Origin of the sequence: Mesorhizobium sp. dw_380, assembly GCF_018588885.1 — a bacterium.
Lineage (GTDB): Bacteria > Pseudomonadota > Alphaproteobacteria > Rhizobiales > Rhizobiaceae > Mesorhizobium.
Genome location: NZ_JAFFIW010000043.1, coordinates 20,189 through 32,494, shown reverse-complemented (window position 1 = coordinate 32,494; position 12,306 = coordinate 20,189). Strand labels below are relative to the sequence as shown.

General features: G+C 59.7%; 13 protein-coding genes and 1 pseudogene. 5 read left to right on the top strand and 9 right to left on the bottom strand.

The window, feature by feature from the left end; genetic code table 11:
* Window positions 1–291 precede the first annotated feature (291 nt).
* Window positions 292–492 carry a hypothetical protein gene (locus JT360_RS27855; RefSeq protein ID WP_214475823.1) on the top strand — a complete coding sequence of 67 codons (201 nt, stop codon included), beginning with the start codon at window positions 292–294 and terminating at the stop codon, window positions 490–492.
* Window positions 493–652: 160 nt separating this feature from the next.
* Here JT360_RS27855 and JT360_RS27850 read toward each other — a convergent pair whose 3' ends face one another.
* From JT360_RS27850 to JT360_RS27820, 7 genes and pseudogenes are all read right to left on the bottom strand, one after another.
* Window positions 653–961 carry a hypothetical protein gene (locus JT360_RS27850; protein WP_214475820.1) on the bottom strand — a complete coding sequence of 103 codons (309 nt, stop codon included), beginning with the start codon at window positions 959–961 and terminating at the stop codon, window positions 653–655.
* 193 nt (window positions 962–1,154) lie between these two features.
* Window positions 1,155–1,367, bottom strand: a pseudogene (locus tag JT360_RS27845) (DNA repair exonuclease); the annotation flags it as partial.
* Window positions 1,368–1,503: 136 nt separating this feature from the next.
* The gene (locus JT360_RS27840; RefSeq protein WP_250889125.1) at window positions 1,504–2,379 is read right to left on the bottom strand and encodes a phosphorylase family protein; all 876 of its coding nucleotides are present in this window, start codon (window positions 2,377–2,379) and stop codon (window positions 1,504–1,506) included.
* 59 nt (window positions 2,380–2,438) lie between these two features.
* Window positions 2,439–3,230 (bottom strand): ABC transporter permease, encoded by a 792-nt coding sequence (locus JT360_RS27835; RefSeq protein WP_214475818.1) that lies wholly within the window; start codon window positions 3,228–3,230, stop codon window positions 2,439–2,441.
* On the bottom strand, window positions 3,223–4,110 hold the full coding sequence (locus JT360_RS33785) for an ABC transporter permease (protein ID WP_214475815.1): 888 nt from the start codon (window positions 4,108–4,110) through the stop codon (window positions 3,223–3,225). Before JT360_RS33785 ends, JT360_RS27835 begins: the two co-directional genes overlap by 8 nt.
* Entirely contained in the window at window positions 4,107–5,144 is a 1,038-nt protein-coding gene (locus tag JT360_RS27825) for an ABC transporter ATP-binding protein (RefSeq protein ID WP_214475812.1), read from the bottom strand. The genes JT360_RS33785 and JT360_RS27825 overlap by 4 nt, the downstream gene beginning before the upstream one ends.
* A 36-nt stretch (window positions 5,145–5,180) precedes the next feature.
* A complete protein-coding gene (locus JT360_RS27820) occupies window positions 5,181–6,221 on the bottom strand; it encodes an ABC transporter substrate-binding protein (RefSeq protein ID WP_214475810.1) in 1,041 nt (346 codons plus the stop codon).
* Between the two features lie 197 nt (window positions 6,222–6,418).
* Between JT360_RS27820 and JT360_RS27815 the strand changes: the two genes are divergently transcribed.
* On the top strand, window positions 6,419–7,417 hold the full coding sequence (locus tag JT360_RS27815; RefSeq protein WP_214475807.1) for a LacI family DNA-binding transcriptional regulator: 999 nt from the start codon (window positions 6,419–6,421) through the stop codon (window positions 7,415–7,417).
* A 179-nt stretch (window positions 7,418–7,596) separates the two neighbouring features.
* Here the strand turns inward: JT360_RS27815 and JT360_RS27810 are convergent, their stop codons facing one another.
* Entirely contained in the window at window positions 7,597–8,166 is a 570-nt protein-coding gene (locus JT360_RS27810) for a TetR/AcrR family transcriptional regulator (protein WP_214475804.1), read from the bottom strand.
* 102 nt (window positions 8,167–8,268) lie between these two features.
* Between JT360_RS27810 and JT360_RS27805 the strand changes: the two genes are divergently transcribed.
* The 3 genes from JT360_RS27805 to JT360_RS27795 all read left to right on the top strand — a co-directional run bounded on the left by JT360_RS27805 (window position 8,269) and on the right by JT360_RS27795 (window position 11,107).
* Entirely contained in the window at window positions 8,269–9,084 is an 816-nt protein-coding gene (locus JT360_RS27805) for an oxidoreductase (RefSeq protein WP_214475801.1), read from the top strand.
* An 86-nt stretch (window positions 9,085–9,170) separates the two neighbouring features.
* Window positions 9,171–10,037, top strand: coding sequence for an alpha/beta fold hydrolase (locus JT360_RS27800; RefSeq protein ID WP_214475798.1), 867 nt, complete (start codon window positions 9,171–9,173; stop codon window positions 10,035–10,037).
* Between the two features lie 68 nt (window positions 10,038–10,105).
* A complete protein-coding gene (locus tag JT360_RS27795; protein WP_214475796.1) occupies window positions 10,106–11,107 on the top strand; it encodes an NADP-dependent oxidoreductase in 1,002 nt (333 codons plus the stop codon).
* A gap of 102 nt (window positions 11,108–11,209) precedes the next feature.
* Here JT360_RS27795 and JT360_RS27790 read toward each other — a convergent pair whose 3' ends face one another.
* Complete coding sequence (locus JT360_RS27790; RefSeq protein ID WP_250889124.1) at window positions 11,210–12,250, bottom strand: class I SAM-dependent methyltransferase; 1,041 nt, start codon at window positions 12,248–12,250, stop codon at window positions 11,210–11,212.
* Window positions 12,251–12,306 lie beyond the last annotated feature (56 nt).

The following is a 12,306-nucleotide window of genomic DNA, read 5'->3' as shown; positions in this document are numbered from 1 at the left end:
TTCCTGAACGAGCCAGCAGGCACGTTCCATTTTCGACAGATCCACGGAATTGCCGGTAACGGTGGGAGGCAAGACATCCATTGGCTCTGCTGGCACGAAGTGCCGCCGGCCCTGCTTGCCGCGATAAGCACCGTCAGGACGGAGGTGTTGCCGTCACTTTCCGTGCTGAGCGGCTGCCGAACAGAAGATCGATAAGATGACTTGCAAGCCTGAGCTAAAGCTCGCAGAAGTTGCGTCAAAGGCATATCATTGAAAAAAACTGTGCCGACATCCCAGCATGAAAGGGGAATCATGGCTGACCAGAATGCCCATATCCGCGCGGCCATTGGACGGCTGCTTGCCGAAAAAACCGGAGTCGCGGTCATTTCCATGAGAGAGAGCATCGCGGAGCTGCTGGCACGAACCGGTGCGGCGCTGGCCGTCGAAAACCTGCAGGACATGCTGCTGGAAATGGCCGAGGTGCGCGGCATGACAGTCGCGCTCGACGTCTAGTGCATGCCTCTCAAGAGTGACCTCGGTTTTGCAAGAACCACATGCATCAAAAATGACAGCTAAGCGCGTCGCAGGAATCCGTTCCGAGGCGACGCGCTTTGGTTCTTTGTTCCATGCATGTCGTTTTCCAAAAACCTAGGTCATTTTTGGGCGACATGCATCAGCGCGCGCTGACGGCCAGCAGAAGCAAGGCGACGGCAAAAACAGGTGACATATAGATCGCGATGAAAAGCGCGACCATTCGCTCGCCACCGCGACCTGGCACCGTGATGCTATTGACCGTGATGCCGTTGACCTCGGGGGCCTGCGGGTCCCTGGCGCCGGCTGATTGCATCCTGCCGGTCTCCGGGACGTTGTCATTGTCGGCGGCGACCAGGGACAGCTGGTCGGCTATGTCAGCTGCGATCAGCAGATCATTCGCCGACAATCTTGCCCAATTGGAAACAGTTCGGATTTCAGAATTTTGCACGGCATGCCCTCCCAGTTTCAACGCCCCCTAACTTCCGAGGTCATATTAGGTTCCACTAAAATTCGCGGAGTGCTTGTTCGTGTGAATCGCACGATCTGGAATGGCTACGAACCGACCCTTATTGACCCCACGGACGTTTAGAGCGAACCTCTCCCACCACGCCGCCGGACTGGTCTAGGTTCGTCATCTGCTATGCCAGAAATCGCGCCGTTTTCATCGCCGTCTGGTTGCCATCGTAAAGATCGCCGGCAATGACCAGCGCATCGACACGCTCCGCAAGGCAGAGATCCACGATGGCGACAGATGCATGACGGCTGGCATCGCCGACGAGATTGGCAAGCTCGCGGTTTCGGAGGCTGCGGTCGTCAAAGTGCAGGCGTGCATTGCGAATGTCATATCGCGCCAAAGGTGCCCATCGCGGCGAGTATAATACTGACCGAAATGACGCCAGAACCGGACTGGAGGTTTAAGTCAATTTTTAGAACCGGACTCTCATTTCGGCGCAGCTCGTCGTGAGTGACCAATCCAGGTTCGCTCGCTGCTCAGAACCGGGTAGAACGCTCAGCCGGTTGGGGCGACTTCAGACCTTGGCAAGAGCATTCCGGATTGGCCGGAAGTCGCGCAGCAGTTGCCAGCGCGACGCGCGAGGCTGTCATGGAGAGGTTCGGCAACACGTCCTCCTGCAGCAATTCCTGGCGGTTGCGGTCCATATAGTCGTTGAAACCTGCCGTTACGAACGCAAGAGGCACGAAACACGCGCCGATCTCGCGCGACAAGGTAGCCTCAGGGGCGATCGAATGGTTGAGGACATCCGCGCCCATGCCCCGATACGCCAAGGCTTCGGCTGGTGTTGTCAGTCGGGGCCCATAACAATGGGCAGCCACCAACTGCTGTTCGATGCCATGAACGCGGCATTCGGTTGGCCAATGACGGCGGGCCGTTTCGGCCAGAACCGCCGCACATCTTGGACACACGATTTGTTTGCCCGAACAATCAAAGCTCTGGCGGTCGGGAAGCAGTGAAAAGGGAGTCTGCGTCAGTTCGATGACATCGGCGGTCACCACCATGTCGCCGGGCTGGATCGCCTTGTTGACGGCGCCTACAGTCGAGCAGGCGAGAACTTGCCGTACACCCGCCTGCATCAATACCCAGAACGCGCGACGATGACACGAGTGGTCGATGTGGTCGCGGGGATTGCCGTGCGAATACATGCACAATGCGCGCTTTGCTTGCCCTTCGGCTGTAATCGACCCATCAAACTCGAGCAGCTTCCAGTTGTCGGTACGACCGAAAGGTGTTTCAAAACTCATATCGCGTCGCAAGGTGCGCACACCGTCGAATTCGACATCTTCCGGGAAGGCAAGCCCCCAGTTTGCCGACCCGGTGATAATGGCCAGCCCGACCTGAGGTATGTCCATTGAATGATCCGCCGGAGCACTGGCTGGGTGATGATTTGTAGGCATGTTTCCAGTCTCGGTCAGGATTTCCGGCGCAGGGTCACAATCAACACGACGACCACGACGATGGCGGTCCATAATGTCGAGATCGCCGCAATCGTCGGATCGATCTGGTCGCGCAGAGACAGAAACATGAGCTTCGGCATCGTGCTGTTGCGACCGCTTGCGATGAAGATCGAAATCACAGACTCGTCGAGCGAAGTCAGGAAGGTCATCAATGTCGCCGACATCAGGCTGATCTGAAGTTGTGGTACAATTATTCCGCCAATAGCCCTGGCCCAGCCTGCGCCCAGGCTGCGCGCTGCCTGGACCTGGTTCCAATCAAAGCGAGCCAGGGCGGGCAACAACACAATGCAGGCGACCGGAATAGCCAGCACGACATGTCCGACCAGTACGCCAAACAGCGTTCCGACCAGATGTTGTGCCGCGAGCACAAAGAACAGACCGATCGCGAGCAGGATTCCTGGAGTGATCGAAGGGGTGAGCAGGACGCTCTGGATAGCCGTAGCGGTCTTTCCGCCCAGCCGATTCATTGAGATGCACGCGAGCAGCGCAAAAGGCACCGCGATCAACACTGTCAATGTCCCAAGGATCAGGCTCGTTCTGAGCGCAGCCATCCACGTTGGCGAGCCGAAGAAGTTTTCGTACCAGCGCAATGAGTAGGCGTGCGGAGGAAACTCGAGGAGATTCGACGCCGAAAAGGAAATCGGCACCACCACGAGCGTCGGCAACATCAGAAATGCCAAGACAAGGGCGGCAAAGCTCCAGAGGAGAAGGCGGGCGAGCCTGTTTTGCGGATAGGCTTCAAGCATGGGAGGCCTTCACCGTGCTCATGGCGACCAGGCGGCGTGCTGCCAGCAACATCACCCCGATCAGCGCCATGACAACGAGAAGCAGAATGCCCAGGACGCTCGCCGACCCCCAATCCTGGAAGGTCGAAAGCGTACGCTCGATCCGGGTAGAGAGAGGATTTACCTTGCCGCCGCCAAGCACCGCGGGCGTGATGAAGAAACCAATTGTGTAAATAAGGACGATGATGGACCCCGAGAAGATGCCGCCAGCCGAAAGAGGCAAAATGACTGTACGGACGACTTGCCTGAGAGTGGCTCCCATACTCGCGGCCGCACGAATAAGGTTGGCATCGATATCGCGCATCGCGGCATAAACGGGCAGCAGAAAGAGCGGCAGCATGTAGTGAACCATGCCGATGAGCGTTCCCGTGAAGTTGTAGACCAGCGGTAATGGCTCAGCTGTCAGGCCTGAACCTGTCAAAGCCGCGTTGATCAGGCCATCGCGTCGCAAAAGCACGAGCCAGCCATAGGTACGGACCAGAATAGAAGTCCACAGCGGCAGCATGACGAAAACCATCAGCATGTTGGCCATCCTTGGTCTGACGCTTGCCAGAGCGAGCGCCAGGGGGGTGCCGAGAAGAATGCAGGCCACCAGTGTGCCAAGGGACAATTCAAGGGTTGTGACGAGTGCCGACCATGTCAGCCCGCTCGAAAGCACCTTCTGGTAATTGCTGACGGTGTACTCGCCCCCCGTGGTCAGGAAGGATTGCCGGATGATCCATAGGATGGGCAGTATCGCCGCCAGTCCAACAATGAACAGCGCCGGCAGCGAAAGTGAGAGGAAGAACCGCCGCTCACGTCGCGCGTCTGCTGCTAGCGAGGGATCCGCGATGACGGTCACGCGCTAGCTCCCGGCAGCGGGTGAACTTTCGTTGCTGGTGCGTAGGCGGTCACCCGCTGACCGGTTGCAAGCCCGGCGCAGCCGCCGGCCAGCGCTGCGGGAATGCAGACAAGAACGTCTTGCCCGCCGTCAAGCGTCAGGGTCAAAAGCCAGTTCTCGCCGCGAAACGCCTTGGCGCGCAGTGTTCCTTCGAGCACTATTCCGTCTCGTCCGACGAGCTTCGCATCAAGGTGGAAGCTTTCCGCACGAACCATCAGGGTCTCGCCTGACGCTTCGGCGCTATCGATTCTGCGAACTGAACCTGGGGCCACAATGTTGGCCTCGCCCATGAACTCCGCAACGAAGCGGGTCGATGGACGATCATAAATTCGCTGCGGCGTATCTATCTGCTGGATGCGGCCACAATTCATCACCGCGATCCTGTCGGACATAATCAACGCTTCACGCTGGTCATGGGTCACATAGATTGTGGTGATCCCCAGATCATCGTGCAGACGCCGGATCTCATACTGCATGGTCTCGCGCAGGTTCTTGTCGAGTGCCGACAGCGGCTCGTCCATCAACATCACGCGCGGTTCGAAGACGATCGCCCGGGCCAGCGCTACCCGTTGGCGCTGGCCGCCGGATAGCGCGGCAATATTACGCTCCGCCAGACCGTCCAACTGCACGCGGGCCAAGGTGTCAAGCGCCCGCTGGCGCGCCTCCGCTCTCGGCATCTTGCGCAAAAACAGCGGATACGCGACATTCGCCAGGACGTTCATGTGGGGAAACAAAGCGTAATTCTGGAATACTATGCCGATGTCCCGTTTGTTGGGCGGCAAACGGGTGATGTCCCGGTCTCCCAACAAGAGTTTGCCGGCATCTGGCCGGACAAAACCGGCCAGAGCCATGAGCAACGTGGTCTTGCCCGACCCCGATGGGCCTAGCAGCGTGAGGAATTCGCCAGCTTGAATATCGAGCGAAACATCGTCCAGCGCGACGTAGGACCCATACGCCTTGCGCACGCTTTCGATGGTGATCGCGAGCGACTTCATCGTGTGCTCCAGCCTTAGAGCTGATGTATTCGAGACCTAGCGGCTCATCATTTCATCGAAGGCCTTTTGGGCGGCCTCGCCGTTCTTGACCCACCAGTCTGCTTTCGAAAACACCGAAGTGCCAGCATTTTCGGGTGCGGTCGCCAAGGTCTTCAGACGGTCTTGCGGGATGAGGCCACCCTCATATGCGGCAGGATTGACCGGGCCATAGGCAATGAAATCGGTCAGCTTCGCCACGCGCGCGGGCTGCGTCATCGCCGCGATCAGCTTCATGGCCGCTTCCTTGTTCGGCGCCCCCTTCGGCACTCCGAGACAGTCGGTGCCAATGACGGAACCCTTGAACGTGTAATCAGCGGCGCCGCCGTCTTTTTTCACAGTCTCTGCCCGTCCGTTCCAGGTGATGACCAAATCCGCCTCACCGTCTTTCAGCAACTGCGCCGACTGAGCGCCCGAGGTCCACCACACCGAGACATTTGGCTTGATTGCTTCGAGTCGCTTGATGGCGCGATCCAAACCCTCCGGCGTGCTGAGCACGGGATAGATGTCCGCCGGCGCCACGCCGTCGGAGAGCAGCGCGATCTCGATCGAGTCTTGAGCATTGGCGCGCAGCGCGCGACGGCCCGGGAATTTGGCAACGTCCCAAAACTCCGCCCAGGTCTTCGGCGGGTTCTCACCGTAGGTCTTGGTGCTCCACGACATGACCGTGCCATAGGAGTCGAACGGATAGCAGTAGTCCGATTTTGCGCCGGCCGGCACGGATTTCGGATCGATGATCTTGTAGTCGAGCGGCTCCAGAAGCGACTGTGCAGCCGCCTGCGCGCCTTCCGGCGAGCCGAGGTGGATAATGTCGGTCGAAACACTCCCCGACGTGACCTGCATCTTCAGGGCGGCCAGGCCGTCGCTTAGGGTCTCTTCGTGGATATCGTATCCAAGCTCTTTTGCAGCAGGCCCCCACATGGCTTCCTTCATGGCGTTGCCGTAGTCGCCACCAGCAGTCGTGATGGTGACCGTTTGAGCATGGACAGGCAAGGCAGCCGAGATTGCAAACGCTGTTAAGGACACACGTAGCCAGGACATAGGTTCTCCTCCCCATGGTTGATGTTGCTCGAAAGAGCGATTTTTGTGTAATCGTAACGTTACGATTGCACTCAATCTAAACCAGAGTCAAGCTGCTATTAGCGGAAGCTTGGATTGACCGCCGTGTCGAATCCGGTAACGTCACGACGCTCCAGCGGGAAATTCAGCCGGCGATTTAGCAATGAAGGCGGGCGACAATGGCCAATCTAAAACAGCTCGCGGCGGAACTTTCCCTTTCGGTGACGACGGTCTCCCGCGCTCTGAAGGACGGACCAGAAGTCCATCCCTCGACCATTGCACGCGTAAAGGACGCGGCGAAACGGGTCGGTTATCTGCCAAATCAGCATGGCTTCGCGCTCAAAACCGGCCGAACGCTGACGATAACGGCAGTATACCCGATGGAGACACAAGACCACCTGTCCGATCTGTTGAAGCTTCCCTTGATCGAGGGCATGACGCTGGCGGCGCGGCAAGCCGGTTATAGTCTGTCCATCTATTCCACCACTCCCGATGACGATCCTGTCGAGAGTGTGCAGCGACAGCTTCAAGCGCGCAGCTCAGACGGACTGATCATCACGCGCATGGTGTCGGGCGATCCGCGCGTCAAGCTGCTGCTGGATGCAGGCATGCCATTCGTCACATTTGGAAGAACCAACTTGGATACCCCTTATCCGTATGTCGATGTAGACAACGAACAGATTGCCTATGAGGCGACCCGACGGCTTGCGGACAGCGGCTGTCGACGCATTGCTCTGCAACTTCTTGTGCCGGAGGATCAGGCGAGTGCCATGCGCCTTTCCGGGTATCAAAGGGCCCTGGTCGAGGCCCGTATTCCGATCGACCAGTCCCTGATCGGCCATGGCATGTTCACCATGGAATCGAGCGCCGCCTGGTTCGATCGCTTACTGGGGTCGCCAGATCCGCCGACGGGCTTGGCGTGCGCCAACGAATTGGGCCTTCTAGGGGCGTTACACGTTCTTGGCAAAAGAGGTCTTGCGCCGGGGAGCGACGTCCACATCGTCACTCGTGACAGCACGCGGCTGGCACGCTTCCTACCCGCCAAAATTGGCGTTCATTCTGTCGACATGGCAGGGGTTGGGCGTACACTTGTCGAAGTACTGGAGAGGCGGATCACTAATCCACTTGGGCCGGTGGAGACGATCTTGTTCAAAGGTGAATTCGACCCTGGCGAATAGTCGGGCCAAAAAGAGGTCGGACCACGTTAGCCCTCAAAAAAGGGAAAGCAGACATTCGTGTTTCCCGACAACTATCTCGGTTTCGTGCCGGGTTTCCTGACAGTTGCTGTCTGCCAATGATGCGGAACCTTTGCCGTTCCGCAGATATGGCCCTACTCTGTCCTCAGGAGGACGCTTGTCTAACGCGACTGGATCAAGGTCCGCGCCGCATCCTTGCCCGCCACGAGTATGCGATCCGACAGCTCCGTTCCTTCCACGGCGCGGGCCAATTGAAGCGTGCCGATGAGCGTCGCAAATATGCCGAACGCAACGCTGTCCGGATCAGAGGTTTGCGGCGGTAGATACGCCGGCACCTGGCGCACCAAGGTCAGCAAACGCTCGGTATAGAGCTGACGCGTTTCCACCGGCTCACGCGCGATTTCCGGAAGTAATGCGGACGAAGCACAGCCCTTCCCTGGATTGTCCCGGTGCGCCGCCGAAAGATATGTTTCTATTGCCGTCGCCAGACCGCCGGAGGCCAATGCTTCCCGTATCTGCTCCGATTGATCCTCGAGAGCCGACGCCACTGTTTCGCGGACAAGTGCCGCCTTGGATTGAAAGTGGGGATAGAAGGCTCCGTTCGTCAGCCCGGCGTCGCTCATAATTTTTGCGAGCCCCGACCCAGCTATGCCGTCATCCCGAAAGCGTTCGGCGGCGACTTCCATGATCCGGCTGCGCGAGGCGTCCTTCCGGCCCTTTTCGTAACGCATGGCTGCGTTTCCTTTCTGCTATTGCATTATGACTGTAATGTGATATTATGAGTGTAATTCAATTGGCGACAGAAAGCTAGCCCTCACGATTTGGAGCACGAAATGAACACGAATTCCGGCAAGACCGCCATTGTGACCGGAGCCTCCTCGGGCATTGGCCGCGCCAGCGCCGAGGCACTGGCACGGGCGGGATTTACCGTCTTTGGGACAAGCCGCCGCCCTGTCGGCAACGGCCCGGACGGGGTGATCATGCTGGTTTGCGACGTGACCGACGGCGAGGCGGTCGCCGCGCTCGTTTCAACGGTGCTCTCGCAGACCGGCCGGATCGATCTGCTGGTTAACAATGCCGGCGTCGGTCTGCTTGGCGGCGCCGAGGAATCCTCGGTTGCCCAGGTGCAGGCCCTGTTCGACGTCAATTTGTTTGGTGTCATCCGCATGACCAATGCTGTGTTGCCGTCGATGCGGCGGCGTGGCGAAGGGCGCATCGTCAACATCGGCTCGGTGTTGGGCATCGTACCCGCACCGTATTCAGCGCACTATTCGGCGGTCAAGCACGCGCTCGAGGGCTATTCGGAATCGCTCGATCACGAGGTTCGTGCCTTCAATATTCGCGTCTCGGTCATCGAGCCCGCATTCGTGCGTACCGTCTTCGACCAGAACGGCATCGAGCCGGATTCTCTGTTGAAGGAATACGATCGGGCTCGAGCCGGGTTCAAGGCGCTGTTGGGCGATGTGATGCCGAAAGCCGATCGGCCGGAGGTGGTGGCGGAGGTGGTCGTCAAGGCGGCGACCGATGCCCATCCGCGACGACGCTACACCGCGGGCAAGGCCGCGCGGCAGGTCAGCCTCCTGCGCCGCTTTGCCCCCGCCGGGATATTCGACAAGAGCTTGCGCAAACAGTTCCGGTTACCGGCCTGAACAACGGCGAGGTAGAGGATTTCACGCACATGCGACTAGCAACCACGACACAATTGGCCAGGCCCCACAGAACGGAGGTGCCGAGCATGGCACATGCATTCAATCGGTCGCCACACTCACCGGCATTGTTCCAGGACACGCCAACGCGCTCCGTCGATGTCGGCGGCACGCCATTTGTCTACCGGGAAGTCGGGCCCAAGGCGGGCGTGCCCGTGATCCTGCTCAACCATCTCGCTGCCCAGCTGGACAATTTTGATCCGCGCATCGTCGATGGCCTGGCGGCGAGCCGGCGGGTGATCGCCTTCGACAACAGGGGCATTGGTGCTTCGGGTGGCAAAACGCCGTCGACCATTGCCGGGATGGCGCGGGATGCCGTCGCCTTCATCAGGGCGATGGGGTTCGAGGAGGTCGATCTCTTCGGCTTTTCGCTCGGCGGCTTCGTGGCACAGGAGATCGTGCTGACCGAGCCCGGGCTTGTGCGCAAACTGATCCTTGCCGGCACCGGGCCGGCCGGTGGCGAAGGCATCGACAAGGTGACGCCGCTGACGATCGTGGACATGATCAAGGGCGCGCTGACGTTTCGCGATCCGAAATACTACCTCTTCTTCACGACGACGCCCAATGGGCGCCGCGCCGCCAAAGCCTTCCTGCAACGGCTGACGGAGCGCCATGTGGACCGCGACAAGCCGATATCGCTGGGCGCCTTCGGGGCGCAGCTCAAGGCGATCAAGGCTTACGGGCTGCAGGCGTCGCAGGACCTGAGCGCCATCCGCATTCCTGCCCTGGTCGCGAACGGCGATCACGACAGGATGGTGCCGAGCAGCAATACGTTCGATCTCGCCCGGCGCATCCCGGGGGCGCAACTGGTGATCTACAGGGATGCCGGGCATGGCGGGATATTCCAGAACCACGCCGATTTCGTTCCGAAGGCCCTGTCCTTCCTCGAGGCCTGACGTCCCTCTCGCCGGGGCGGCTTGACTGGCCCGGAACATCAAGAAACATTTTTTAGAAAGTCACTGCCATGAAGGCATTCGTCGTCGATAAATATAACAAGAAGGGTACGCTCCGCCTGGCCGAGATGCCGGAGCCGGAGGTCCGGGACAATGATGTCCTGGTCGAGGTCCATGCCGCTGCGGTGAACCTGCTCGATTCCAAGATCAGAACCGGAGAGTTCAAGCTCATCCTGCCCTACCGCCGGCCCTTTATCCTCGGCCACGACGTGGCCGGGACGGTTGTGCGCGTGGGGCCGAAAGTCCGCAAGTTCAAAGTCGGCGACAACGTCTATGCGCGGCCGCGCGATGGCCGCATCGGGACATTCGCCGAATTCATCGCCATGGATGAAGCCGACGTTGCCTTGAAGCCTGAAAATCTCACGATGGAGGAGGCGGCCTCGATCCCGCTGGTCGGGCTGACCGCCTGGCAGGCGCTGGTCGAAAGGGCAAACCTGAAGAAGGGCCAGAAGGTCTTCATCCAGGCCGGCTCCGGCGGCGTCGGGACATTCGCGATCCAGCTGGCAAAGCATCTCGGCGCGACCGTGGCGACAACGGCGAGTGCTGCAAGCACCGCTCTGGTCAAGGGTCTCGGCGCCGACGTCGTCGTCGACTACCGGAAGGATGATTTCGAGAAAGTCCTGTCGGGCTACGACGCCGTCTTGAACAGCCAGGATGCCAAGACGCTTGAAAAATCGCTGAACGTGCTGAAACCGGGCGGGAAGCTCATCTCCATCTCCGGTCCGCCCGACCCGGAATTCGGCAGGAAGCAGGGGCTGAACCTGATATTGAGAATGGTTCTGCGCCTTCTAAGCCGGTCTGTTCGAGCCAAGGCCAGGCGCCTTGGCGTGACGTTCTCGTTCCTTTTCATGTGGGCGCAGGGCGATCAGCTCAGCAAGATCGCCGCCCTCATCGAATCCGGAGCGATCCGCCCGGTTGTGGATCGGGTCTTTCCCTTTGAAGCGACCAACGAAGCCCTGGCTTATGTCGAAACAGGGCGTGCCAAGGGCAAGGTGGTCATCAAGATCAGATAGCGTGGCTTGCCCGCATCTTCGACAGACGCTTAGGGCGGTGTCCGCCCCGGTCATCTCGGGCCTGGGGCGGCCCGAGCGTTAGACCAAGATGCAGCCGGCTGTTTATCCGCGCTTTTCGATGACGGCGTACAGCACGTTGCGGTTCTCACCAAAATACACCTGCGCCTCGACGGCGTTGCGGTCGACGCTGGCATTGACGATGTTCCACATGTCGACTTCCGACCGCAGCAGCAGCACCCAGTCCATGAACGTTTCCCGGTAGCCGGCGTCAGGGGTGCCCTCGGCGTAGTTCGCAAACAGGAATGTCCCGTTCGGCTTCAGCATCTGCAGGCAGGTCTTGGTGAGCTTCACGGCGACGTTGTGTTGGAGGTAGTCGTAAAGGCCGGAGGCATAGATGAAGTCGAACTTGCCCATTTTGTGGCCTCTGGTGAGCACCGTTCGCACCGAGCCGTCGATGGCCTCGACCGCGGTGCCCTGGAAGTCGCGCGCGATCAGTCCAACGCTCTGAGGATCCTGGTCGAGCGCGACCCAGCGCTTGAGACGGCCTTCAGCCAGGGCGACGGAACGGTTGGCTTCCCGCAAATGGCCGGCCGCGATCGCCAGGACCTCGGTTTCGGGCCCGTGTTTGGTCGCGGCTTCATCGACATATCGGGTCAGGAGATCGCGCCGTTCGCGTGCGGCGACGCATGACGGCACGTTCTGGGTATGGCTGTAAAGCGCCTTGCCGATCTCCGAGGCGTTCGCCACGCTCTCGGCCACGTGCGGGTCGCAATAGATGTAGTCGAGCAACTGCGCGTCGCCGGAATAACCCCTGGGCTTGGTGAAGGACCAGTGCGTCAGCGGATCCTCGAGAAAATACTCCAGGACCGGGTGGTTCTGCGCCACCGGTATCAAGGCCTGCCAAACGTCGGCATGGACCTTGGCGCGCAGCGCGTTGAGATGCGACAGCAGGCGGCCGACGATCTCGGCGGGGTGCTTGTGCTGCTCGACCTGCTGCTGTGTCGCATGGAGGATGAGCGCCAGCTCGGCGCGAGCTGTCTCGAACGCTTCGCCGTGATCCTCAAGCTTACCTCGACGCAGACTGCCGGCGATGATCTCGGCAGTAATCAGACTTTGGCCATCGAACACAGTTTGCACCCGCATCACTCCATAGTTAACAGTGAGTTAACTTATTGCGTAGAATGCTCGATTTGCCAACG

Coding starts and splice junctions, on each gene's coding strand:
- JT360_RS27855 (WP_214475823.1), top strand. CDS start 292: ATGGCTGACCAGAATGCCCATATCCGCGCGGCCATTGGACGGCTGCTT.
- JT360_RS27840 (WP_250889125.1), bottom strand. CDS start 2,379: ATGGACATACCTCAGGTCGGGCTGGCCATTATCACCGGGTCGGCAAAC.
- JT360_RS27835 (WP_214475818.1), bottom strand. CDS start 3,230: ATGCTTGAAGCCTATCCGCAAAACAGGCTCGCCCGCCTTCTCCTCTGG.
- JT360_RS27825 (WP_214475812.1), bottom strand. CDS start 5,144: ATGAAGTCGCTCGCGATCACCATCGAAAGCGTGCGCAAGGCGTATGGG.
- JT360_RS27820 (WP_214475810.1), bottom strand. CDS start 6,221: ATGTCCTGGCTACGTGTGTCCTTAACAGCGTTTGCAATCTCGGCTGCC.
- JT360_RS27815 (WP_214475807.1), top strand. CDS start 6,419: ATGGCCAATCTAAAACAGCTCGCGGCGGAACTTTCCCTTTCGGTGACG.
- JT360_RS27810 (WP_214475804.1), bottom strand. CDS start 8,166: ATGCGTTACGAAAAGGGCCGGAAGGACGCCTCGCGCAGCCGGATCATG.
- JT360_RS27805 (WP_214475801.1), top strand. CDS start 8,269: ATGAACACGAATTCCGGCAAGACCGCCATTGTGACCGGAGCCTCCTCG.
- JT360_RS27800 (WP_214475798.1), top strand. CDS start 9,171: ATGGCACATGCATTCAATCGGTCGCCACACTCACCGGCATTGTTCCAG.
- JT360_RS27795 (WP_214475796.1), top strand. CDS start 10,106: ATGAAGGCATTCGTCGTCGATAAATATAACAAGAAGGGTACGCTCCGC.
- JT360_RS27790 (WP_250889124.1), bottom strand. CDS start 12,250: ATGCGGGTGCAAACTGTGTTCGATGGCCAAAGTCTGATTACTGCCGAG.